The organism is Simplicispira psychrophila DSM 11588 (assembly GCF_000688255.1).
Classification (GTDB): Bacteria; Pseudomonadota; Gammaproteobacteria; order Burkholderiales; family Burkholderiaceae_C; genus Simplicispira; species Simplicispira psychrophila.
This window is the reverse complement of sequence record NZ_JHYS01000002.1, coordinates 270,679-294,465: the sequence shown is the minus strand read 5'-3', so window position 1 is coordinate 294,465 and position 23,787 is coordinate 270,679. Positions and strand designations below refer to the sequence as shown.

15 protein-coding genes and 2 pseudogenes are annotated in these 23,787 nt (G+C 61.6%); 7 read left to right on the top strand and 10 right to left on the bottom strand.

What is annotated here, in order from left to right:
* Positions 1–33 precede the first annotated feature (33 nt).
* The 3 genes from purB to glnE all read right to left on the bottom strand — a co-directional run bounded on the left by purB (position 34) and on the right by glnE (position 5,789).
* On the bottom strand, positions 34–1,413 hold the full coding sequence (purB, locus tag Q390_RS0103390; RefSeq protein ID WP_027994812.1) for an adenylosuccinate lyase: 1,380 nt from the start codon (positions 1,411–1,413) through the stop codon (positions 34–36).
* A 293-nt stretch (positions 1,414–1,706) separates the two neighbouring features.
* Entirely contained in the window at positions 1,707–2,909 is a 1,203-nt protein-coding gene (locus Q390_RS0103385) for an HD-GYP domain-containing protein (protein ID WP_027994811.1), read from the bottom strand.
* A gap of 120 nt (positions 2,910–3,029) precedes the next feature.
* The gene (glnE, locus tag Q390_RS0103380; RefSeq protein WP_027994810.1) at positions 3,030–5,789 is read right to left on the bottom strand and encodes a bifunctional [glutamate--ammonia ligase]-adenylyl-L-tyrosine phosphorylase/[glutamate--ammonia-ligase] adenylyltransferase; all 2,760 of its coding nucleotides are present in this window, start codon (positions 5,787–5,789) and stop codon (positions 3,030–3,032) included.
* A 100-nt stretch (positions 5,790–5,889) separates the two neighbouring features.
* Between glnE and Q390_RS17370 the strand changes: the two genes are divergently transcribed.
* Positions 5,890–10,077: a YhdP family protein gene (locus Q390_RS17370; protein ID WP_037472033.1), complete on the top strand. Its 4,188-nt coding sequence runs from the start codon at positions 5,890–5,892 to the stop codon at positions 10,075–10,077.
* On the top strand, positions 10,074–10,898 hold the full coding sequence (locus Q390_RS0103370) for a carbon-nitrogen hydrolase family protein (protein WP_027994809.1): 825 nt from the start codon (positions 10,074–10,076) through the stop codon (positions 10,896–10,898). The genes Q390_RS17370 and Q390_RS0103370 overlap by 4 nt, the downstream gene beginning before the upstream one ends.
* Positions 10,899–11,303: 405 nt before the next feature.
* Here the strand turns inward: Q390_RS0103370 and Q390_RS0103365 are convergent, their stop codons facing one another.
* Complete coding sequence (locus tag Q390_RS0103365) at positions 11,304–12,122, bottom strand: PEP-CTERM sorting domain-containing protein (RefSeq protein ID WP_084153748.1); 819 nt, start codon at positions 12,120–12,122, stop codon at positions 11,304–11,306.
* 56 nt (positions 12,123–12,178) lie between these two features.
* Between Q390_RS0103365 and Q390_RS19840 the strand changes: the two genes are divergently transcribed.
* On the top strand, positions 12,179–12,340 hold the full coding sequence (locus Q390_RS19840) for a hypothetical protein (protein WP_156949813.1): 162 nt from the start codon (positions 12,179–12,181) through the stop codon (positions 12,338–12,340).
* A gap of 353 nt (positions 12,341–12,693) precedes the next feature.
* On the opposite strand, the gene Q390_RS0103355 is transcribed toward Q390_RS19840, so the two are convergent.
* On the bottom strand, positions 12,694–14,046 hold the full coding sequence (locus Q390_RS0103355) for an alanine/glycine:cation symporter family protein (RefSeq protein ID WP_027994807.1): 1,353 nt from the start codon (positions 14,044–14,046) through the stop codon (positions 12,694–12,696).
* A gap of 538 nt (positions 14,047–14,584) precedes the next feature.
* Positions 14,585–14,827: pseudogene (locus tag Q390_RS0103345) on the bottom strand (2-keto-4-pentenoate hydratase); the annotation flags it as partial.
* 100 nt (positions 14,828–14,927) lie between these two features.
* Here Q390_RS0103345 and Q390_RS0103340 point away from each other — a divergent pair.
* On the top strand, positions 14,928–16,136 hold the full coding sequence (locus Q390_RS0103340; protein WP_245606851.1) for an acyltransferase: 1,209 nt from the start codon (positions 14,928–14,930) through the stop codon (positions 16,134–16,136).
* A gap of 85 nt (positions 16,137–16,221) precedes the next feature.
* Here the strand turns inward: Q390_RS0103340 and Q390_RS20260 are convergent.
* From Q390_RS20260 to Q390_RS20090, 3 genes and pseudogenes are all read right to left on the bottom strand, one after another.
* Positions 16,222–16,469 (bottom strand): annotated as a pseudogene (locus Q390_RS20260) (hypothetical protein); the annotation flags it as partial.
* A 387-nt stretch (positions 16,470–16,856) separates the two neighbouring features.
* Complete coding sequence (locus Q390_RS0103335) at positions 16,857–17,507, bottom strand: YiaD family glycine zipper/OmpA-like lipoprotein (protein WP_027994803.1); 651 nt, start codon at positions 17,505–17,507, stop codon at positions 16,857–16,859.
* Between the two features lie 134 nt (positions 17,508–17,641).
* Complete coding sequence (locus Q390_RS20090) at positions 17,642–17,791, bottom strand: hypothetical protein (RefSeq protein ID WP_169737259.1); 150 nt, start codon at positions 17,789–17,791, stop codon at positions 17,642–17,644.
* Here Q390_RS20090 and mltA point away from each other — a divergent pair.
* The gene (gene mltA / locus Q390_RS0103325; RefSeq protein ID WP_027994802.1) at positions 17,724–18,935 is read left to right on the top strand and encodes a murein transglycosylase A; all 1,212 of its coding nucleotides are present in this window, start codon (positions 17,724–17,726) and stop codon (positions 18,933–18,935) included. The genes Q390_RS20090 and mltA overlap by 68 nt on opposite strands.
* A gap of 50 nt (positions 18,936–18,985) precedes the next feature.
* Here the strand turns inward: mltA and Q390_RS0103320 are convergent, their stop codons facing one another.
* Positions 18,986–19,459: an Lrp/AsnC family transcriptional regulator gene (locus Q390_RS0103320; RefSeq protein WP_027994801.1), complete on the bottom strand. Its 474-nt coding sequence runs from the start codon at positions 19,457–19,459 to the stop codon at positions 18,986–18,988.
* Between the two features lie 173 nt (positions 19,460–19,632).
* Between Q390_RS0103320 and Q390_RS0103315 the strand changes: the two genes are divergently transcribed.
* A complete protein-coding gene (locus tag Q390_RS0103315; RefSeq protein WP_027994800.1) occupies positions 19,633–23,202 on the top strand; it encodes an indolepyruvate ferredoxin oxidoreductase family protein in 3,570 nt (1,189 codons plus the stop codon).
* 230 nt (positions 23,203–23,432) lie between these two features.
* Positions 23,433–23,768, top strand: coding sequence for a preprotein translocase subunit YajC (gene yajC, locus Q390_RS0103310; protein WP_027994799.1), 336 nt, complete (start codon positions 23,433–23,435; stop codon positions 23,766–23,768).
* Positions 23,769–23,787 lie beyond the last annotated feature (19 nt).

Below are 23,787 nucleotides of genomic sequence, written 5' to 3'. Positions count from 1 at the left end.
CTTGAGACCAAAAATACTTAAAATTACGCTACCTTAGACGCGGCGCGCCAGTTCGGTCGCCTTGCCGGTGTAGCTGCCTGGCGTCATGGCCAGCAGGCGCTCTTTTTCAGCGTCGGGAATCTCCAGCGAGCGAATCAGGCCATGCAGATCAGCGGCGGTCACGGTCTGGCCGCGCGTCACTTCTTTCAGCTTTTCATAGGCGCCCTGCACGCCATAGCGGCGCATCACCGTCTGGATCGGTTCGGCCAGCACTTCCCAGGCGGCGTCCAGATCCTCGGCCAGCGCAGCCTCGTTCAGTTCGAGTTTGTTCAGGCCGGTGAGCAGCGAGCTGTAGGCCAGCGCGGCATAGCCCAGCGCCACGCCGATGTTGCGCAGCACGGTGCTGTCGGTCAGGTCGCGCTGCCAACGGCTGATCGGCAGTTTTTCCGACAGGTGCTTGAGCAGCGCATTGGCCAGGCCCAGGTTGCCTTCGGCATTCTCAAAGTCGATCGGATTCACCTTGTGCGGCATGGTGCTGGAACCTATCTCGCCGGCCTTGAGGCGCTGCTTGAAGTAGCCCAGGCTGACATAGCCCCAGATGTCACGCGACAGGTCGATCAGGATGGTGTTGGCCCGCGCCACGGCATCAAACAGCTCGGCCATGTAGTCGTGCGGCTCGATCTGGATGCTGTAGGGCTGGAAGGTCAGGCCCAGGCCCATCGGCTCGGGGGTTTCAACGACGTTTTTGCTGAAAGCTTCCCAATCGAAGTCGGGCCACGCCGCCAAGTGGGCGTTGTAGTTGCCGACCGCGCCGTTCATCTTGGCCATGATCTTCACGCCGGCAATGCGCTCCACCGCTGTTTGGAGGCGCACCACGACGTTGGCCAGCTCTTTACCGACGGTGGTTGGGCTGGCAGTCTGGCCGTGCGTGCGGCTGAGCATGGGCACGCCAGCGTGCAGATGCGCCATCTCGCGCAGCTTGAGGATGATGCGATCCAATGCCGGCAGCACCACCTGGTCACGCCCGGAGCGCAGTTGCAGCGCGTGGCTGGTGTTGTTGATGTCTTCGCTGGTGCAGGCAAAGTGGACAAATTCGGTGGCTTTTTCCAGTTCTGGACGCGCTTCAAACTTGCTCTTGATCCAGTACTCGACCGCCTTGACGTCGTGGTTGGTGGTTTTTTCAAATTCCTTGATGGCGGCGCAGTCGGCCTCCGAGAAATTTTTCACCAAGCCCAACAGGTAGGCGCGGGCGCCAACGGTGAGCGGTTTGAATTCGGCAAAACCGGCATCCGACAGCGCCATGAACCACGCCATCTCCACTTGCACACGGCGGTGCATGTAACCGTGCTCACTCATGATGGGGCGCAGAACAGAAAGCTTGGCGGCGTAGCGGCCATCCAGCGGCGACAGGGCAGTAAGGGTTGTGAGGCTCATAGGGACCCGATTGTAGGGGGCCGAAAGAGCCTGTTCACAAGGCCTGTCTAGCACGCCAGGCCGGAATAAAAATGTTGTGATGCGCCCCGAAGCGAAGAAAGAGAGGGAGGGAGGAGGAGCACTCCAGGGTTTTCAGTCAGGCACACGCCTGAAAGGCATCACAACAGTAAAAGAAGGGGGCCAGACACCAGCCGCATTCCACTATGGTGCCGCAATTTCGGGAAAGTTCCCGTCTCTTTGTGTTGCAAAAAGTGAGGTTCTGCAGCGCTGCGGCGCCAGCGGCGGGCGCTATCTCACACCAGGGCCAGCAGGCGCTCGAGGGAAATACTGACCCGCACGTCACGCTGTGCCACCGCGCCGGTGATCTTCCAGGCGGGCAACGCCGTGTCGCGCGGAATCATCTCGCCGGTGGGCATGTCGTCGCGGTTGAGCAGTACGGCCACGCGCGGCGTGGTGGCGGTGCTGCCGCGCTTGAATACCAGCCCCACCTCCTGGCTGGTCAAGCGCACAAAAGCGCCGGGCGGATACACGCCCAGCGTCTTGACGATGGCCACGCCGGCTTCGTCCACCTGCTGTTCTTCGTCGTAGTAACAGGCCTGCATGGCGGCCGTGACCGGCATGGGGGTACGCGCCGCACGCGGCGCCAAGCGGGCAGCAAAAATGTCGGCGCGCTGCAACAGGCGCGCGACCTGCTGGGTTTCGGTCTTGTTGGCCAGCGAGCCGGGTGCACGGTGGTGGTGGTGGCGCACGGCTTCGAGCACCACCGGGTCGTCAAAGCCCATCTGCTGCAGCAAATCAGCCGAGCGCAGCGCGTGGCTTTCGACGGCGGCGATCTGCCCCGCGTCCAGCGGCTCGGTCTGCAGCGCCAACTGGTCTTGCAACTCGGTCATGGCCAGGTTCATGCCCAGGGCGGCACAGCCGACACGCCGCACCTGCGCTTCGGGCCAGCGCAGCGTGCTGCGCGCCACGATCATGCAGACGCAGGCCACCAACATGCTGTGCGTGGCGCTGTACATGCGGGTTTCCTGCGCCGAGATATGCACCAGTGCCAACAGCGTGGCGTCGGGCACTTGCTGGCTCGATTGCACCAGGTCTTCATGCAGCGCCCAAAATCGTGAACTGAAGTCTGCCGACTGAGGCGAGCGCAGCAGCTGCGTGGCACGCGTTTGCTGGCCCGTCCAGTCCAGCGCAGCGCCCAAGGCGCTGCCACGCGGGCTTTGGCCGGCCGCCGCCAATTTGACAGAAGCAATGTGGCCCAACGACTTATCCGACAGCAACAAACCTTGCAAACGGGCCAAATAGTGGCGATGGCTGTCCCCGGACTCGGTGGTATCGATGCACAGCTCGACGCCGCGCGTAATTAACGAGTCCAACTCTGAGCGCGAGCGGATGACATAACCTCTTCGCGCCAACAAAGCGCCACTGGCGGCGCGCAGCGCAAACGGCAGCGGCTGGCCGAGCTGAATGGACTCGATATTGAGGGCAATGAGTTTCATGGTAATGGGCGAATTATCAGACCGTGTGGCGATACGTCACTGGCAATGCGCCAAGGGAATTCCCTGACACCCGAGCGCAGAAGTTTATGGGCATCGCCATCGGGGGCCTATCGGACGCCCTCAAGCCACAGCGAAAGGAGCGCCAAATACCGCCGTCCACAGCGCCAGCACGGCGCGGCGCTCTGGCTCCAGCGTGGCCGGCTCGACTTCCAGCGACGCCTCATCGAGCCGCGCCTTGTGTTGCACGCTGCGCAGCTGGCGATAGGCAGCGGCAGCGGCATTGCCCACGCCAGCGGGCAGCAGTCCAGTTTCTTCGGCGCGTTGCAACAGGGCGATATTGCCGACGTTGCCGAGCAATTGCGGGTGTGTGCCCGATTGCGACAGCACCAGGTACTGCACGGCAAATTCGGCGTCCACCATGGCACCGGGGCTGTGCTTGACGTCAAATTTGTCACTGTGCACCGGGTGGGCCTGGCGCACGCGCTCGCGCATGGCAACAATTTCTGCGCGCAGCGCCGCTGCATCGCGCGGGGCACTGATGACGGCCTCGCGCACCACATCAAAGCGAGCGCGCAGGGCCTCGCTGCCCAACACAAAGCGCGCGCGCGTCATGGCCTGGTGTTCCCAGGTCCAGGCGGTGTTGCTGCCGCGCTGCTGCTGGTAGTTGGCGTAGGCCTCAAAGCTGGTGACCAGCAGGCCCGAGCTGCCGTTGGGGCGCAGCGCAGTATCGATCTCGAACAGATCGCCCTCACCGGTCTTGACGGCCAGCCAGTTGATCAGCTTGCGCACAAAGGCGGCGTAGACCTCAGGGGCACGCTCGTCGTCATCGTCAAAGACAAACACGATGTCCAGGTCGCTACCGTAGCCGAGCTCTTTGCCCCCCAGCTTGCCGTAGCCAATGATGGCGAATTGCGGCTCGTCGCGGTGGCGGTTTTTCAGGCGGGCCCAGCACCACTGCGCGGTGATGCGCAGCACGCTGTCGGCCAGCGCACTCAGGTCGTCGGCCACCTGTTCGACCGTCAGGCGCCCTTCGACGTCGCGTGCCAAGGTGCGAAAAGTTTCGGCGTGGTGGGCACGGCGCAGCAGATTGAGCAGGGTTTCGGTGTCGTCTTCCTGCGTCGAGCGCACCGAGGCCAGGCGCAGCTGCAAATCGCGCTCAAAGTCGGCGGCGACAAAGCGCTCGGACAGCAGCGAATTGCCCGCCAGTTCGTCAATCACACCAGGGTGCTGCAGCAGGTAGCGCGCCGACCAACGCGCCGCACCCAGCAGGTGCAGCATTTGCTCATGGACGGCCGGACGCTCCAGCAGCAGCGCCAAGTAGCTTTCGCGGCGCAACAGCGGTTCGAGCCAATCGACCAGGCGCACGGCGGCCGCTTCGTTGACCGTACCCTCTTTGACCCATTGTGCGGTGCGCTGTACCACGCGAAACAGGCGCGCGCGCGCTTCGTCGCGCAGCGCCAGCACACGCGCATGGCTGCGCCATTCGGCCACGCGCTCGCGCAGCAACGGCGGCAGCGTATCGAGCAGCGATTGCAGCTCGGGCGGGGCAGCGGAGCCGTTTTTTTGCGCGCCGCAGCCACCGCCCTGGCATGTTTTTTTATCGTTGCCGCCCAGCAAGGTGTCAAATTCTTGCGCCACCAATTCGCGGTGTGCGTCCAACTGGTGCAAAAAGCTGCAACTGTCGGCGCAGCCCAGGGTCTGCGCAATCCAGCCCAAATCGTCGTCGCGTGTCGGCAGGACATGGGTTTGCTGGTCGTCAAGGTACTGGATGCGGTGCTCGACGCGGCGCAAAAAGGTGTAAGCCTCGGCCAGCGCCTGTGCGGTCTGCTGCGGCATCAGCCCGGCCTCGGCCAGGCGCTGCAGGGCTTCCAGCGTCGGACGCCGGCGCAATTCAGGGAACTGGCCGCCGCGCACCACCTGCAGCAACTGCACGGTGAACTCGATCTCGCGGATGCCGCCGCGCGAGAGCTTGACGTCGTTGGCGCGCTCAGGCCGGCCGGCGCTGCGCTTGGCCGCGTGGTCGCGGATTTGCTGGTGCAGCGCACGCAGTGCGTCGAACACGCTGTAGTCTAGGTAACGGCGAAAGACAAACGGCAGCACCACCGCGCGCAGCGCCTGCACCGCCGGACTGGCAATGCTGGCAGCGGGCGCCACGATGCGGCTTTTGAGCCAGGCAAAACGCTCCCATTCGCGCCCCTGCACCTGCAGGTATTCCTCCAGCGCGGCCAGCGACACGGCGGGCGGGCCGGAGTTGCCGTTCGGGCGCAGCGCCAGATCGACGCGAAACACAAAGCCGTGCTCGGTGGTGTCGCCAATCAGGCTGTAGATGGTCTTGACGGCATAGGCAAAGTATTCGTGGTGCGAGATGCGCCCACGCCCATCGGGCCGGCCACGCGTCTCGCCGTCGTGCTCATAGACGTAGATCAGGTCGATGTCGCTAGACACATTGAGTTCACGCGCGCCCAGCTTGCCCATGCCGATCACCCACAACTGCACCTCCTGGCCCTGCGGCCCGCAGGGGGGGCCGTAGCGCTCATCCAGGTCGGCACGCGCCTGCTGGCAGGCCCGGTCCAGCGCCAGCTCGGCCAGATCGGTCATGGCGCGGGTGATGGTCTCTAGCGGGGCTTGCTCGGCGCAATCGAGGCACATCAGCCGCTCCAGCACCAGCTGGCGCAGGATGCGCAGGGCGGTGCCGACGTCGTTGCCGCGGGCCTCTAACGCGGCCAGGGTGCTGGCCATGCGCGAGCGCACCGGCGCGCCGGGCTCCAGAAAGGACAGTTGCGCGCCATAACGGCGGTGCAGGCGCTGAAAAAATCGCGAATAGGCTGCTGCGGGGCAGTGAACTTCGGGGGCGGTGCTGTCAAGGTGAGCTGTCTGCATGGCCTGCGCGGCCAGGGTAAGCCGCATGTAAAACGACCGGGGTCGCATGGAACCCACACTAGGAGCGCGGGTCATAATTCCTGCCTCCCCCAAGCCCGCCATGCATGACCCCTTGCCACCTTCTTCGCACCCCTCACGCCTGCTGAAATCAGCGGCATGGTTGGCGCGGTGGTCTCTGGGATTGATGCTGGTGGTTCTGCTGGTGCTGGCAGCAGCCTGGGGGGCACTTCACGGCTGGATTGTGCCGCGTATCGGCGACTACCGCGTGCAGCTGCAAGAGCAGGCCGGACACGCCTTGGGGATACCGGTGCGCATAGGCACTTTGAGCGCGCGCAGCGACGGCCTGATCCCGGCGGTCGAACTGGGCGACGTGGCGCTGCTGGACGCGCAAGGCCGCGAAGCGCTGCGCCTGCCCCGGGTGGTGGTCGCCCTGTCGCCGCGCTCGCTGTGGCGCCTGGGGTTTGAACAGCTCTACATCGAGCGCCCCGAACTGGACATTCGCCGCACCGCCGACGGGCGCATCTTTATCGCCGGATTGCTGTTTTCCGACACCTCTTCCGGCGACACCCGCGCCGCCGACTGGCTGTTTGGCCAGACCGAAGTGGTGGTGCGCGGCGGCACCTTGCGCTGGACGGACGAACTGCGCGGCGCCCCACCGCTGGCGCTGGACGCGGTGGATATGTTGCTGCGCAACGGCAATTGGCGCCACCGCCTGCGCATCGACGCCACACCGCCAGCCGCCTGGGGTGAGCGCTTTACGTTGATGGGTCGCTTTCGACAGCCCTTGCTGTCCACCCACCGCGGCGATTGGCAGCAATGGAGCGGTCAGCTGTTTGCCGATTTCACGCGCATCGACGCCGCGCAGCTGCGCCATCACTTGAAGCTCGACCCCGGCATCGATCTGGCCCAAGGCCACGGCGCCGTGCGCGCCTGGGTGGACGTGGCGCGTGGCCAAGTCGTCGGCGGCAGTGCCGACATCGCGCTGGCCCAGGTGCGCGCCACGCTGGGCCAGAATTTGCAGCCGCTGGCATTGCCGCAGGTGCAAGGCCGGGTCACCGGGCGCCGGCTGGACGGCGGCTTTGAAGCCTCGACCCAGGGACTGCAGTTTGTGACCGACGACGGCCTGCGCTGGCCGGGCGGCAATCTGCGCCTGCAACACAGCGACGGCGGCGGGCGCGCCGGCCAAGAGCGCAGCGAACTGACCGCCGACCGCCTGGATCTGGCCGCGCTGGCCCGGATTGCACAGGGCCTGCCACTGGGCGACGCCGCCCACAACGCCCTGCGCACCTACGCACCCCAAGGCCAGGTCGAGGCGCTGCAGGCGACATGGCAAGGCCCGTTCAATGCGCAGGGCCGCTACCAAATCAAGGCCCGCGTGCGCGGACTGGCAGTGGCCGACACGCCCGAGGCCGCCAGCGCTGGCGTTATCGGCCTGCGCGGCGCAACGGTCGATGCCGAGATGACACAAGCCGGCGGCAAAGCCACCCTGCGCATGGCCGATGGCGCGCTGCTGCTGCCGGGCATTTTTGAAGACCCGGTGCTGGCGCTGCACCAGCTAGCGTCCGAAGTGCATTGGAAGATCGAAAACCAAGACGGCAAGGACGCTAAAGACGGCCCGCACATCAGCGTGCAAGTGGGCGAGACACGCTTTGCCAACGCCGACGCCCAGGGCCAGTTGCGCGCCACTTGGCGCACCAGTGACCCAGCGCGCTCGGGCAGTGGGTCGCGCTTTCCGGGGGTGCTCGATTTGAACGGCACGCTGACACGCGGCGATGGCACGCGCGTGCACCGCTACCTGCCCCTGGTCATCCCGGCCGATGCGCGCCACTATGTGCGCGACGCGGTACTCGCCGGCAACACCAGCAGCGTGGCCTTTCGCGTCAAGGGCGACCTGCACGACATCCCCTTCAACGACCCGAAACAGGGCGAATTTCGCATTGCTGCGCAGGTGCAAAACGCCACTTACGCCTTTGTGCCGCCCAGCGTGCAACCCAAAGGCGAACGGCCCTGGCCAGCATTGACGCGCTTGAGCGGTCAACTGGTGTTTGAGCGCTCGTCAATGCACGTCATCGGTGCCACCGGCCTATTCACCGGTGCGCGCAATATCCACATCCGCAAGGCACAGACGCAGATTGCCGATCTCGCCCATCCGGTGGTCGAAGTCTCGGCGCAAGCGCGGGGGCCGCTGCCGGAGTTCCTGGACATCGTCAAAAGCTCGCCCATCGACGGCCTGATCCACCATGCCTTGGCGCAAGCCACGGGCAGCGGCAGCGCCGACCTGCAACTGGACTTGCGCCTGCCGATCAGCGACCTGCACCAGTCCACAGTGCGCGGCGGCGTCACGCTGGCCAGCAGCGACGTGCGCATGACACCCGACACGCCGGCGCTGACCCGCGCGCGCGGCGTGGTGCAGTTCACCGACAACGGCTTTACCCTGCAAGGCGTGCAAGCCCAGGCACTGGGCGGCGAAGTGCGACTCGAAGGCGGTATGCAAGTGTTAGCCGCCAACGCCCCACCCAGCGCCAGCGCACTGCAAATGCGCGCGCAGGGTGTGGCCTCCGCCGAAGGCTTGGCCCAAGCCCGCGAGCTGGGCTTTTTATCGCAACTGGCACGCCACGCCAACGGCAGCACGCCCTATACGCTGGCCCTGACGATGCGCCGGGGCGTGCCAGAAATAGTGGTCCACACCAGCCTGCAAGGCCTGGCCCTGTCCTTGCCCGCGCCGCTCAGTAAAGGCGCCGACAGCGCCCTGCCGATGCGCTACACCACCGAGCTGACGCCCGAGTCGCTGGCATCCGACGCTGCGCTGCAAGACCAGCTGACGCTGGACGCCGGCGCGCTGGGCCACGTGCGTTATGTGCGCGACATCAGCGGCGCTGCGTCACGCGTGCTGCGCGGCGCCATCGCCATCGGGCTGGCGCCGGACGAGGCCGCGCCAATGCCGGCGCACGGCGTGGCAGCCAACGTCCATACCGCGCTGGTCGATGTCGATGCCTGGGAGGCGGTGTTGTTGCCAGTCGATAAAAACACCGGCACAGCGACCACGGCGTCCGCCCCCGCCACCGCCCCCAGCACCGACTACCTGCCGACCGTACTGGCGCTGCGCACCCCCGCGCTCACGGTGCAGGGCCGCACCCTGCACAACGTGGTGGCCGGCGGTGCGCACGAGGGCGGGGTGTGGCGCGCCAATCTGGACGCCAGCGAATTGAGTGGCTACCTGGAATACCACCAGGCCGGCGCGCCGCAAGCTGCCAACGGACGCCTGTTGGCCCGCCTGTCGCACCTGACGGTGCCACCCAGCGCCGACACCGAGGTGGAAGCCTTGCTCAACGAACAGCCCGGCACCCTGCCAGCGCTGGACATTGTGGTCAACGACCTGCACCTGCGCGGCCACGCCCTGGGCCGCTTGGAGGTGGAGGCCCACAACCGCGCCGGCGAAGGCGCACAGCGCGAATGGCGCCTGAGCAAATTCAACCTGACCACGCCCGACGCTGCGCTGAGCGCCTCCGGCAACTGGGCGTTACCGAACCCGACCACCCCCGCTACGGCCCAGGGCGCACAGCGGCGTACCGCGCTCAATTTTCAGTTGGACATCCGCGACACGGGCGCGCTACTGCAACGCTTTGGCATGGCCGACGTGGTGCGCCGGGGCAAGGGACAAATGCAGGGACAGGTGGCCTGGCGCGGCGCGCCCCTGAGTCCCGACTACACCTCAATGAACGGGCAGATCCACCTAGACATCGAATCCGGCCAGTTTTTAAAGGCCGACCCCGGCTTGGCCAAACTGCTCAGCGTGCTCAGTTTGCAATCCCTGCCGCGGCGGCTGACGCTGGATTTCCGCGACGTCTTCAGCCAGGGCTTTGCCTTTGACTTTGTGCGCGGCGACGTCACCCTGACCGATGGCGTGGCCAGCACCAACAACCTGCAAATGAAAGGCGTCAACGCCGCCGTACTGATGGAAGGCAGCGCCAACGTGGCCGACGAAACGCAAAACCTGCACGTCGTCGTCGTGCCCGAGATCAACGCCATGACCGCCTCGCTGGTAGCCACCGCCATCAACCCGGTGATTGGCCTGGGCAGCTTTCTGGCACAGATGTTTTTGCGCGGCCCACTGATGCAGGCGGCGACGCAAGAATTTCGCATTGACGGCACCTGGGCCGATCCGCGCGTCGAGCGCATCGCACGCGGCAGCAAGGCCGCCGCCGCAGCCGACAAAGCACCATCACCCATATCACCCATATCACCCACATCACCCACAGCGCCGAGCGCAGAAGGAGTTGCCCCGTGAAAATTGCCGCCATCCAGATGGTCTCGTCCCCTCGCCTGACCGACAACCTGGCGCAAGCGCGCACGCTGCTGGAGCAGGCCGCCGCCCTGGGCGCCGAACTGGCGGTATTGCCCGAATATTTCTCGGTGATGGGGCTGCGCGACAGCGACAAACTGGCGCTGGCCGAGCCCTTCGGCCACGGGCCAGTGCAAGATTTTCTGGCCAGCGCCGCCCGCGAACTGGGCCTGTGGCTGGTCGGCGGCACACTGCCGCTGGCCTGCACGGACAGTGGCGACGCGCAGCGCGTGCGCAACAGCAGTCTGGTGTATGCCCCCACCGGCGAGTGCGTGGCGCGCTACGACAAAATCCACCTATTCCGTTTCGACAATGGCCGCGAGCACTACGACGAAGGCCACACCATCGAGGCCGGCACGGCGCCGGTGCAGTTTCACCTGCCGTCCGGCGACGGCCACCGCTGGTGCATCGGTCTAAGCGTCTGCTATGACCTGCGCTTTCCCGAGCTGTACCGCCAACACGCCCGCGCCGGCGCCGACCTGCTGCTGGTGCCCAGCGCCTTCACCTACACCACCGGCCAGGCGCACTGGGAACTGCTGCTGCGCGCCCGCGCCATTGAAAACCAGGCCTACGTGCTGGCCGCAGCCCAAGGCGGCGTGCACGACAACGGCCGCCACACCTGGGGCCACAGCCTGGCCATCGATCCGTGGGGCGAGGTGCTGGCGCTGCAAGCCCAAGGCACCGGCGTGGTCCTGAGCGAGCTGCACGCCACGCGCGTGCAGCAAGTGCGGATGCAACTGCCAGCGCTACAGCACCGCGTGCTGTGAGACGTGGGCGCCATGCAAAATTGATAGCTACTAGCGCACGTATTTCAATAAACTCAGCGTTTAATAGGCTTGAAACAGCCATTTAACGTGCGGTAGCAGCTATCAAATCAGGATTGCGTTTATCGCGTAGGTCGGGTTAGCGCAGCGTAACCCGACATTTCCGGAGCCGAAAAACCTGTCGGGTTACGCCCTTTGGGCTAACCCGACCTACAACCTGCCGCCATCGCACACCGTGAATTCAATAGTTTGATAACCCACAACAGCAGGTCATGGGGTTGGATCACAATTTTTTGGACGCTTGCAGACAAAAAACTCGTGCTCTATCCCCGTGGGCGGAATACAGAGCCATCGCGCCAATTGAAATCCGACCCCCAATAACACAGCTTTTTTGATCCAAAAACAGCTTTACACCACTGGGAAGACCTGCGTCTGCGCTGCCTGAGATCCTTTGGCAGCCATGCTGCCTCCCTTGCGCCGCACTAGCAGCCAGCCCACCCCCGCAATGACCAAGAAGACGCTGCCCGGTTCAGGTACCGTGAAAGCGCCGCGCGCTTCCCAATTGGTAAGCTCTTCTGCACTCGTGCTGTTTAAGGTGGTACGGAAGACAGTCGCGCCTCCTGGGGTGTTGTAATTAACCTCGATCAGCCCATCCGTCAGCAGCCAACTGTTCACCCGATCCGAGGCTTTCGGGCACCCGCCCCAGCCTCCCGCAGGCGTTGCGCCGGCGGCAACGCGCGGATTAGGCGGATTGCCATCGCAAGCAAAAATGAGAATTTCATTCGGTGCCCCGAGGATGAGAGAGCTCGTTAAATCGAAAGTAACCTCACTGCCTCCCGTATCGTCATGCCACACGCCGTTGGGTGTTTTTAGGTTACCGTTGACGTAGAGTGAGAAGTAATCGTCGGCAGCCACAGAGATGTAGGCATTCTGGATATAAAGCGGAAGACCAAAATCTGCCCTACTGGGCAAGTTAAAAGCGTATCGGAATTCCGCCATGTCGGGAAAAGCATGGGTGCCAGAACAAGTGCCGTTGGGAATTGCAGGGTCGCAGTACCACATGTAGCCGGCAATCCGTCCAGAAATGTCTGGTGGCGGAAGTGCAGAGAAACTGACTGATTGTGCAGGAGCCCAGTCTGTGTAATAAATCGGTGCTGCTTGCGTCAAAAGCGGCGTGCAGGCGAGTGCAAAAGCACCAGCCATGTGCTTCCAAGAAAATGCTTTCATGTGTTACCTCACTAATAGCAAGTAAACCCTTGCAGGCTGCAACTGTGGTTGCACACATGGCTAAAGCATTTTTTATACCAATTAAATTTTCCCTTTTAAATCAATCAATTAAAATAAAATGTGCTGATATTTTTATCGGCAACGTAAAAAATATCGACTTAGGGTGTGCAGCTTTCAAAATACAACGCGCGCCAGCGCAAGTTAGAAAAACAGATTGAACCGTGGTGAGTGCCTCAGTGCGGACGCTTACCGACAAAAATCTCAACGTGGCGGTTTTGTGCGCAGCCCCTGGCAGTGGCATTGGACGCAATCGGCTGGTAGGCGCCTTGGCCATCCACGTGGATACGCATCACGCTGACGCCACGCATCGTCAGGGAGTTGCATGTGCTAACAGCGCATTCAACTGACAGCGGATTGTTGATGGCGCCAACTGAAGTGGGTGGCCTTTGATTCAGAAAACCTGTCGGGTTACGCCTTTGGGGCTAACCCGACCTACGGGCGGCCCGCCCCATCCAGCCGCCCAATGCCACCGCCATCGCGCTCATTGGCATCCAACCCCAACAATTGCAGCTCAGGTATTGCGCTGCTCCACAAAATACTCCTGCGTCAACCGCACCACCACCGGCGACAACAGCAGCAGCGCAATCAAGTTCGGCACCGCCATGAAGGCATTCAAGGTATCCGCCACCAGCCAGACAAAGTCCAGCTGCGTGACCGAGCCCATCAGGACAAACAGCGTCCACAAGATACGGTAGGGCTTTTCCACGGCGCTGCCCAGCAGGTACGCCCAGCATTTCTCACCGTAATAAGACCAGCCCAAAATGGTGGTGAAGGCAAACACCGCCAGCGGGATCGCCAGCAGATACGGCCCGATGCCCGGGAAGGCCAGCGCAAACGCACTGGAACTGAGCGCCGCACCGGTGAGGCCACTGTTCCAGGCGCCGGTGACGATCAGCACCAGGCCGGTCATGGTGCAGACGATGATGGTGTCGATGAAGGTGCCCATCATGCCGACCAAGCCCGATTCGACCGAACTCTTGGTCTGGCCCGCAGCCTGGGCAATGCCGGCCGTGCCGAGGCCGGCTTCGTTGGAGAAAATACCGCGCGCCACGCCATAGCGCATGGCCAGCAGGATGGCGGCGCCAGCGAAACCACCCGTGGCCGCAGTGGGATTGAAAGCACTGTGAAAAATCAGCGCTAACGCCGCCGGGATTTGATCGACATAGAGGCCCAGCACCACCAGCGACACGGCGATGTAGCCGATGCACATGAAAGGCACCAGCTTTTCTGCCGCCGCGCCAATCCGCTTGATGCCACCGAGCAGGACGAAGCCGGTCAGCGCCATCATCACGACACCGGAAACCCAGGGGTTGATGCCGAAATTGGCTTGCAAGACGTGGGCCACGCTGTTGGACTGCACCATGTTGCCAATGCCAAAACCGGCCAAACCGCCAAAGAGTGCAAAGGCGGTGCCAACCCAGCGCCAGTGGCGGCCCAGGCCGTTCTTGATGGCGTACATCGGGCCGCCGACATATTCACCTTGGTCATCCTTTTCGCGGTAGTGGACGGCCAACAGCACTTCGGCGTACTTGGTGGCCATTCCTACCAAGGCGGTCATCCACATCCAGAACAGCGCGCCCGGCCCGCCGATGGCGATGGCCGTGGCCACGCCCGCGATGTTGCCAGTGCCCACCGTGGCCGCCAAAGCGGTCATCAAGGCGGCATAGGGCGTGATTTCGCCAGGGGCATCGGCCGAAGGTTTTCTGCCCCGCCAGATCATCCTGAAGCCGATGGCAATTTTGGTAATCGGCATAAATTTCAGCCGCAATTGCAAAAACAGGCCAGTGCCCAAAATGGCAACCAGCATGGGCGGGCCCCATACGAAATCGTTGATGGCGGTGACGAGTTGGGTCAAGGCTTCCATGGGAGTGTCTCGGTGAAGGTGCGTCGGCTGACGCATTGCGGTGTGCGATGGCGCGAGTCTGGTGATCGGAGTGCAAAAAAGATAGCTGCAACCGCACGCATCTCAATAATTCTAGTAGTAGAAATGCTCCAAAGCGCGATTTAACGTGCGGTTGCAGCTATCAATTCAGGATCTACACGCATCTCGCGGGATCGGGTTATCGCAGCGTAACCCGGCATTTGCAGCATCCCCCACCCCGTCCGGCTGATCTCCATCAAATGGAGACCAAACAATCGCAGCCAAGCGCCCATTCGATCGCTCTGTCTGCGGATTTCAGCGCAGACGCTCGCCGACGAAAATTTCCACGCAGCCGTTTTGCGCATGGCCGGTGGCGGTGGCGTTGGAGGCAATACAAAATTAATAGCTATAACCGCACGCCTATCAATCAATTCAGTAGTGAATATGCTTGAAATGCCGATTTAACCTGCGCTTGCAGCTATTTATTTAGGAGTTCAACCAGCCATGCAGACCGAGAGACACCCCTGGATCACCCCGACCGACCGGCTTGCTTCAGCTTGGACGGCGCCTGCACGATCAGGTCGGGCAGCTCGATAAAGGGAATGACCTGGTCCATGGCGGCGAGCACCTGCATGGGCGTTTTGGCCTGGTTGATAGCGGCACTTTTGCCGCGCACCAGCAGCTCGGCCTCAAACAGCAGGCGCGCACCAAAGGTGGCCGGCACGCTGGCACTGCTGTGCAGCACCATGCCCGCGTAGAGCGGGCCCCAGAGCAGCTGATCGGACTTGCCACTTGCAGTGGTCGGTCCTTTTATTTGTCTTGTAGTTGTCTTGCGCTGAGCGTGTTTACATCTTCTGGTGTTTACGCATCCAAGCCACTTATCGGTGGCAAAGAATGAATTTATGCAACAAAGCATATCAAGAGACATCACCACAACGCGGGGCCAGTACGATCTGCAGCAGCCATCCGCCAAAAACAACGGTATGTGCTACTACCATAATCTAAAACTCCAAGCGCTTGACAAAATGAAGGTATCTCAAGTGACCTCAAACAATAAATATATTTGGATTGATTACATCAGAGTCGTGGCAACCTTCAGCGTTGTTCTTCTGCATTCTGCTGCGCCATTGCTCTACCAGCACAATGAAATACCAGCAGCACACTGGATGACAGGGAATATATATGATTCCATAGTGCGAATGAGCGTTCCTTTATTTCTAATGATTTCAGGCTGTCTTTTACTTGAAAAAATAGAACCATTAAAGATGTTTTTTATAAAGCGAGTCAACAAGGTTCTTATACCTTTAGTCGCTTGGTCAATTATTTACATTTTCTGGAAAAAATACTACGAAGGCATGGGGGAAATATCTTATTATTCTTTTTATAGTCTGGCTTTATCTCCAACCTACTACCATTTGTGGTTTTTATACGTAATTATCGGTATTTATTTATTTTTACCTATTTTGAGAGTGATGGTAGGAAATTCTTATAGCGGCCTCATTCATTATTATCTTGTAGTATGGTTTATTGCCGTAGCAATTATTCCATTTTTAGAGCAAGCCACAGGGATTAAAAGTAGAATTGATTTTTTAGCTATATCAGGATATTCCGGATATTTAGTTCTTGGATTTTTTTTAGGAAAAATAGAAATAATAAAAACAAGAGCGCTGTATGCCGCCTTGCTGTTCTTTACAAGCATTGCTATTACTGCCCTGGGGACCTATTTTCTCACCTTAAGAAACAAGGGGATTTTTAATGATTATTTTTATGGCTATCTGACGCCGAACGTTATCTTGACGTCTGCAGCCACATTTATACTTATAAAATATTCAGTTGGCAAAGTAAAATTTCTCTCTAACGAAAAGCTATTACTTATAATAAATTCATTGTCTTCGGCCAGTTTAGGGATTTATCTAATCCATGTCATTTTTATCTATCTGCTTAAAAAAGGTGACTTGGGATTTACCATAAGTGGATTTAGCGGAAATCCGGCCATTAGCATACCCGCGACCGCGCTTATTACATTTTTATTATCATACGTATTTATTATTATTTTAAGAAAAATTCCTTTTCTTAAAATAATATCGCCCTGACAAAGCAAATACAGCGACTTGGCAAGTCCATCCAACATGCATTTGGAGTTACCCCGTTTCCACGGACACATGTGACTTCTGGATCTCAATCCTTTTCTTGGACTGAATCGGGTAATGATTGTCGGCGTGGGTTGTACCAAGTTTCAATCCCAGTCAACACAGCCCATCTGGCCTCGGTCTTGGTCTTGCAGGTACGCCGCGCAATGCGCTCACATTCCAAGCTGGCAAAGAATCTATCGGCCATGGCGTTGTCATAGGCATCGCCCACCGTGCCATGGAGGGGCGCCCTCCCATCTCCTTGCACCGGTTGCCAAAGGCGATGCGGATGTATTGGGCGGATTCAACCGTTGCGCAGCAGGCGTGCAATGCGTTTGCGACTGGCCGTTATGCCAGCGTCGGCCCGTTCAGCACGGATGCGGCAGGCCGTAGCCTTTGCCCATAGGTCACGCTCCCTTTGCACTTGGCACAGCCAGGGGAGCGATGGTGCCGGATTTGCGCACCCAACTGCAGATGCAGGTGGTGTGGCAGTTGAACTCCTTGGCGAAATTGCGCTGAATATGGTGGCTTGGGATGAGGCCTCTTGGACACCTTCTTGAGAAACAAGAAGGTGTCCGTGAAAGGGAGGCAACTCCAGCCTTGGCTTGAGCCGTTGGGGTGCACACACAAAAAAGCGCGCCACTCAAAAAGTGGCGCGCTGGCTAAAAATCAGCCGGAAAATATTTAACGCTGACGTTCGCCGACAAAAATTTCCACACGGCGGTTTTGTGCGCGGCCGCTGGCCGTGGCGTTGGAAGCAATCGGCTGGTACGAGCCTTGGCCATCGACGTGAATGCGCGAACCGCTGACGCCGCGCATCGTCAGGTAGTTGCGCGTGCTGACAGCACGTTCGACCGACAGCGGGTTGTTGATGGCGTCGCTGCCGGTGTTGTCGGTGTGACCCACGATGCGCAGATCGGTGTTCTGGTTGTCGCGCAGGCCCGCGGCAAAGCGGTCCAGAATCGGGGCAAAGTTGCCCTTGATGTCCGAGCGACCGGTGTCAAACGAGATGTCGCTGGGGATGTCCATCTTCAGCTGGTTGTCAGCTGTCTGCGACACGTTGATGCCGGTGCCCTGGGTAGCCTGTTCCATTTCGCGCTTTTGCTTTTCCATGTTTTGCGACCAGATGTAGGTGCCAAGGCCCCCCACTGCAGCACCGGCCAGAGCGCCGGTGCCAGCGCGGCCACCGGTAGCAGAACTGAGCACCGCGCCGGCCAGCGCGCCCACACCGGCGCCCGTGGCGGTGCGCCGTTGGGTGTCGCTCATGTTCATGTCGGCGCAGCCACTGATGAAGATAGCTGCTGCGGCAGCGCCGAGAATCATTTTTGTACGCATGGGGAGACTCCTGTCGGATATGAAATAGCGGTTCAGGAAGCAAACTGCCCCTGTAGATAACAAAAAATGTAACGCTGCCCGGCCTACCGATCTGTAGGACAGCGGCGCAACCACGGCGCCGCCTCAACGCCGCATCAGTGCGGTGGTGGCGCGGGTGGTGGCGGGGAATCGTCTCGGGGCAGCACCGTCGGCTCGCCGCCTTTGCGGCCGGAAAACATCGTCCACCAGACGATCAGCACCAGAACCAACAGCGCCAGCAGCGCTTCAAGCAAAATCAGAACCATGAAATTTGCACTCCTGCGCCATGTCCTAGCAGCCTTGATTGTAGGAACGCTGGCCGCCTGCTCAACGCCGCCACCGTCTTCGCCCTCAGCACCCCTGTTTCCTGCGGCACCCTCGGTGCCTGCACCGTTGACCACCGGGCGCCTGCCACCCACCATCGGCCAACCCGCCAGCCGCTGGGTGGCGGTGGGCTGGGAGGAGCTCCCAGGGTTCTCCGACGACGCGCTGCACGAAGCCTGGAATGCCTGGGTGCGCAGTTGCGAACGCCCGCCCGCTGCCTTTGCCCGGCTGTGCCCCGAGGTGCGGCGCCTGAGCATTGGCTCGGCCCAGGAACAGCGCGCCTGGATGCTGCAGCGGCTGCAGCCTTACCGGGTCGAAGCCGCCAGCGGCAGTGCCGATGGCCTGCTGACCGGCTATTACGAACCACAACTGGACGCCGCACGCCTGCCCGGCAATGGCTACAACATACCGCTGTACCGCCTGCCGCCTGGACTGATGGCACGCCAGCCTTGGTACACGCGCCAGGAAATCGAGACCCTGCCGCAGGCACAAGTCGCCTTGCAGGGTCGCGCCATTGCCTGGCTGGCCGACCCGGTCGAGGCCATGGTGCTGCACATCCAAGGCTCGGGACGCCTGCGCATCGCTGAGCCCGATGGCAGTGTGCGGCTGGTGCGGGTGGCCTTTGCCGGCACCAACGAGCAGCCCTATAAAAGCATTGGCCGCTGGCTACTCGACCAAAATCTGGTCCGCGACGCCACCTGGCCCGGCATCAGCGCCTGGATCGCCACCAATCCGGATCGCGTCAACGAACTGCTGTGGAGCAACCCGCGCTATGTGTTCTTTCGGGAAGAGCCGCTGACCGGGCTGGACACCCAGTTCGGCCCCAAAGGCGCGCAGGGCGTGGCACTGACGCCCGGGCGCTCGATTGCCGTGGACCGGCAAAGCATTCCCTACGGCACGCCGGTGTGGTTGGCCTCGAGCGGCCCGGCTGGCCAGTTCCAGCGTCTGGTGCTGGCGCAGGACACCGGCAGCGCCATCATCGGCGCCGTGCGCGCCGACTATTTCACCGGCTGGGGGCGAGAAGCCGGTGACATTGCTGGGCGGCTCAAGCAAGGGCTGCGGCTGTGGGCGCTGTGGCCGCGGTAATTTTGCGTCAAATGGGCCTGTAGCCCTTTTGATACCTGCGCTAGCAGCTATCAAAAAAGATGCGCCAGCGGCAGCGCGCCGCCGGCCTTGACTTCACCGAGCGAGAAGCTGGTGTGCATGTCTTTCACGTTCGGCAAGTTCAGCAGCACCTCGCGCGCGAACTGCGAGAAGCTCGCCAAGTCGCGTGCCACTACCTGTAGCTCAAAAGTGCCGGTACCGCTGATGTAGTGACACGACACCACTTCGGGGATTTGGCGGATGGCCTCTTCCATGGCGCGGGTCAGGTTGCCGGTGCTGCGGTCGGCGTCCAGGCGCACAAAGGCCAGCACGCCCAGACCGATCTTGTGGCGGTCGATTTCAGCGCGGTAACCGCGGATGTAGCCGGCCTGCTCCAGCGCACGCACGCGGCGCCAGCAGGGCGCAGCCGACAGGCCGACGCGCTGCGCCAGTTCGGCATTGGTCAGGCGCGCATCCTGCTGTAGCTCGTGCAGGATGGCGATGTCAAATTTGTCAAGACTGTTCATTATTTGGCTATTTTAAGAAAGATTATTGCCAAAACAAGGGTAAACATGGCACGAAAACGCAAGCACTTGTCGCGCCAAGCTGCCTAAACTCCTTGCCTTATCTGCGCCTATTTGCGTGCCCACCACCGACCTACAAGGCCGTTACCCCGCACGCCCCCCCCGGAGACACACCCATGAACGCCCCTTTGCCCGAATCCGTCCGCAAGGCCCTCGAAACCGTCTCGCTCGACGACAAATACGCCCTGCCGCAAGGCCGCGCCTTCATGAGCGGCGTGCAAGCCTTGGTGCGTCTGCCGATGCTGCAGCGCCAGCGCGACGCCGCCGCAGGCCTCAACACCGCCGGCTTCATCAGCGGCTACCGCGGCAGCCCGCTCGGCACCTACGACCAAGCGCTGTGGGCCGCCAAAAAACACCTGGCCGACAACCACATCGTCTTTCAGCCGGGCGTGAATGAAGAACTGGGCGCCACCGCCGTCTGGGGCACGCAGCAGCTCGATCTGTACCCGCAGAGCAAAAAATACGATGGCGTGTTTGGCATCTGGTACGGCAAAGGCCCAGGCGTGGACCGCTGCTCGGACGTGTTCAAGCACGCCAACATGGCCGGCACGGCCAAGCACGGTGGTGTGATTGCCATTGCCGGCGACGACCACATCAGCAAGAGCAGCACGGCGGCGCACCAAAGCGACCATATCTTCAAGGCCTGTGGCACGCCGGTGTTCTTCCCGAGCAATGTGCAAGACATCCTCGACATGGGGCTGCACGCCTTTGCCATGAGCCGTTTTTCCGGCCTGTGGTCGGGCATGAAGACGATTCAGGAGGTGGTGGAGTCGTCCAGCAGCATCCTGGTCGATCCCGACCGGGTCAAGATCGTCCTACCCGAAGACTTCGCCATGCCGCCCGGCGGCCTGCACATCCGCTGGCCGGACGCGCCGCTGGAACAAGAAGCACGGCTGATGGACTACAAGTGGTACGCGGCGCTGGCCTATGTGCGCGCCAACAAACTGAACTACAACGTCATTGAAAGCCCGCAGGATCGCTTCGGCCTCATCGCCAGCGGCAAGGCTTACAACGACACGCGCCAAGCGCTGGTCGATCTGGGGCTGGACGACGCCACCTGCCGCCAGCTGGGCATCCGCCTGCACAAGGTCAACGTGGTCTGGCCGCTCGAAGCCACCATCACGCGTGACTTTGCCCAAGGTCTGCAAGAGATTTTGGTGGTCGAAGAAAAGCGCCAGGTCATCGAATACCAGCTCAAGGAAGAGCTGTACAACTGGCGCGCTGATGTGCGCCCCACGGTGCTGGGCAAGTTTGATGAGCCAGAAGGCGATGCCTCCGGCGGCGAATGGTCGCGCTCAAATCCTAGCGAAAATTGGCTGCTGCGCGCCAAGGCCGATCTGACGCCGGCCATCATTGCGCGCGCCATTGCCAAGCGCCTGCACAAGCTGGGCGTGCCCAGCGACATTGCTGCGCGCATGGACAGCCGTCTGGCTGTCCTGGACGCCAAGGAGCGCGCGCTGATTGAGGTGCAAAGCCAGACCAGCACCGAGCGCGCGCCCTGGTTTTGCAGCGGCTGTCCGCACAACACCAGCACGCGCGTACCCGAAGGCAGCCGCGCCGTGGCCGGCATTGGTTGCCACTACATGACGGTGTGGATGGACAGATCGACCAGCACCTTCACACAAATGGGCGGCGAGGGCGTGACCTGGGTGGGTCAGGCACCGTTCACCAAGGAGGCGCATGTGTTCGCCAATCTGGGCGACGGCACCTACTTCCACAGCGGCCTGCTGGCGATCCGCCAGAGCATTGCCTCCGGCGTCAACATCACCTACAAGATTCTCTATAACGACGCCGTCGCCATGACCGGCGGCCAACAGGTCGGCGAGCGGCCCGAGGGCCATTCGGTGCTGCAGATCATGAACAGCGTGCTGTCCGAGGGCGCCGTAAAACTCCTCATCGTCACCGACGAACCGGAGAAATACGCCGGCGCGCCGCTAGCCACCGGCGTCACGGTGCACCACCGCGATGAGCTGGACCGCCTGCAACGCGAGCTGCGCGAGGTTCAAGGCTGCAGCGTACTGATCTACGACCAGACCTGCGCCACCGAAAAGCGCCGGCGCCGCAAACGCGGCCAGCTCGCCACACCCGACAAGGTGGTGGTCATCAACGAGGCGGTGTGCGAGGGCTGCGGCGACTGCTCGACTAAAAGCAACTGCCTGAGCGTGGAGCCGGTCGAAACCCCACTGAGCCGCAAGCGCCGCATCAACCAAAGCACCTGCAACAAGGACTATTCCTGCGTCAACGGTTTTTGCCCCAGCTTTGTCACCATCGAAGGCGGCCAACTGAAAAAGCCGAAGAAGGAAAAGAAGAGCGACTTGTTATCCAGTCTGCCGGCCATCCCCCTGCCCACGCTGCCCAACGCTGACGCGGCCTGGGGCATCGTCGTCGGCGGTGTCGGCGGCACCGGTGTCATCACCATTGGCTCGCTATTGGGCATGGCGGCGCACTTGGACGGCAAGGGCGTGATCACGCAAGACGCTGGCGGCTTGGCGCAAAAGGGCGGCGCCACCTGGAGCCATATCCAGATCGCCAACACGCCCGAAGCCATCTACACCACCAAGGTCGATACCGCCAAGGCCGACCTGGTGATTGGCTGCGACTCCATCGTCGCCGCCAACAAAGCCACGCTGGCGGTGATGCAACCGGGCCGCACCTATGTGGCGCTGAACACGCATGGCACGCCGACCGCGGCCTTTGTGACCAATCCGGACTGGCAGTTTCCCGGTGGCCAGTGCGAGAGCGCCGTCGCCGCTGCAGTCGGCGCTGAAGGAGTGGGCAGTTTTGATGCCGAGCAGGTAGCAGTACAAGCGCTGGGCGACAGCATTTACACCAACCCGCTGCTGCTCGGCTTTGCCTGGCAAAAGGGCCGTGTTCCGCTGTCGCTCGCCGCGCTGATGCGTGCGATGGAGTTGAACGGCGTGCAGGTCGCCAATAACCAGGCAGCGTTTGAGTGGGGCCGGCGCTGCGCGAACGACTTGGCGGCGGTGCAAAAACTACTGCAACCGACGCAAGTCATCGCGTTCGTCAAAAAACCGACGCTGGCCAGCACCGTGGCGCTGCGCACCGAATTCCTCACCGGCTACCAGAACGCCGCTTATGCGGCCGACTATGTGGCGTTTGTGGCCAAGGTCCAAGCCGCCGAAGCCAAACTCGGCAGCAGCACGCAGTTCAGCGAAGCCGTGGCGCGCTACCTGTTCAAGCTGATGGCCTACAAGGACGAATACGAGGTGGCGCGGCTGCACACCGATCAAGCCTTCACCGACAAGATCGCCGACCTGTTCGAGGGCGATTACAAGATCGTCCACCACCTGGCGCCGCCGCTGACAGCCAAGAGGAACGACCAGGGCGAGCTGGTCAAAAAGTCGTTTGGCCCCTGGGTCCGCAGCGCCTTTGGCGTGCTGACGCGCCTGAAAGGTTTGCGTGGCACGGCACTCGATATCTTCGGCAAAACCGAGGAACGCCAAATGGAGCGTGCGCTGATTGCCGAATACCGCGCCTGTATCGACGAACTGCTGACCGGCCTCACCGCCGAGCGGCTGGCGCTGGCGGCAAGCATTGCGCGCATCCCCGAAGACATTCGCGGCTACGGCCATGTCAAGGAGCGCCATCTGGTCGCCGCACGCGCCAAATGGGTCGGCCTGATGGCACAGTGGCGCCAGCCAACACCCCTGCAGGCTGCAGCCTGAGCGCCAGGAGCAAGCACCACAAGCTATTAAAAAAATAGCTATGAGCGCTTGCTAAATAAGGGATACAAGCCTTTTTGACCTATTTTTCTGTCCCTCCATCCGGTCGCCAGGGGTGCCCGGCGACAGCGTGCAGGGCGCCGCATACAATCTTTCCTTTCCGGCCCGGCCGGCGTTCCCACGCCAGTCGGGTCAGGCGTTTTTCGTTTAGCCCCCTCTGTTGGAGTTCCCCCGTGCTGATTTCTTCTGCTTTTGCCCAAACTGCCCCTGCTGCTGCGGCGGCAGGCGGCGACATGATGTCCACCATCACCGGCATGTTGCCGCTGGTGCTGATGTTTCTGGTGCTGTACTTCGTCATGATCCGGCCCCAGATGAAACGCCAGAAAGAGCACCGCGCCATGATCGATGCGCTGGGCAAGGGCGATGAAGTGGTGGCTGGCGGCGGCATCATGGGCCGGGTTGCGCGCATCACTGACCAATATGTGTATGTCGAAATTGCCAATGGCGTCGAAGTGCAAATGCAGCGCCAGGCCGTGGCCCAAGTGCTGCCCAAAGGCTCCCTCAAATAAAGGGCTGCGCCCTGTTTTT

What these genes read in the sequence shown, in the direction of transcription:
- purB (WP_027994812.1), bottom strand. Translation starts at nt 1,413, where the DNA reads ATGAGCCTCACAACCCTTACTGCCCTGTCGCCGCTGGATGGCCGCTAC.
- Q390_RS0103385 (WP_027994811.1), bottom strand. Translation starts at nt 2,909, where the DNA reads ATGAAACTCATTGCCCTCAATATCGAGTCCATTCAGCTCGGCCAGCCG.
- glnE (WP_027994810.1), bottom strand. Translation starts at nt 5,789, where the DNA reads ATGCAGACAGCTCACCTTGACAGCACCGCCCCCGAAGTTCACTGCCCC.
- Q390_RS17370 (WP_037472033.1), top strand. Translation starts at nt 5,890, where the DNA reads ATGCATGACCCCTTGCCACCTTCTTCGCACCCCTCACGCCTGCTGAAA.
- Q390_RS0103365 (WP_084153748.1), bottom strand. Translation starts at nt 12,122, where the DNA reads ATGAAAGCATTTTCTTGGAAGCACATGGCTGGTGCTTTTGCACTCGCC.
- Q390_RS19840 (WP_156949813.1), top strand. Translation starts at nt 12,179, where the DNA reads ATGGCTAAAGCATTTTTTATACCAATTAAATTTTCCCTTTTAAATCAA.
- Q390_RS0103355 (WP_027994807.1), bottom strand. Translation starts at nt 14,046, where the DNA reads ATGGAAGCCTTGACCCAACTCGTCACCGCCATCAACGATTTCGTATGG.
- Q390_RS0103335 (WP_027994803.1), bottom strand. Translation starts at nt 17,507, where the DNA reads ATGCGTACAAAAATGATTCTCGGCGCTGCCGCAGCAGCTATCTTCATC.
- Q390_RS20090 (WP_169737259.1), bottom strand. Translation starts at nt 17,791, where the DNA reads ATGGTTCTGATTTTGCTTGAAGCGCTGCTGGCGCTGTTGGTTCTGGTG.
- Q390_RS0103320 (WP_027994801.1), bottom strand. Translation starts at nt 19,459, where the DNA reads ATGAACAGTCTTGACAAATTTGACATCGCCATCCTGCACGAGCTACAG.
- Q390_RS0103315 (WP_027994800.1), top strand. Translation starts at nt 19,633, where the DNA reads ATGAACGCCCCTTTGCCCGAATCCGTCCGCAAGGCCCTCGAAACCGTC.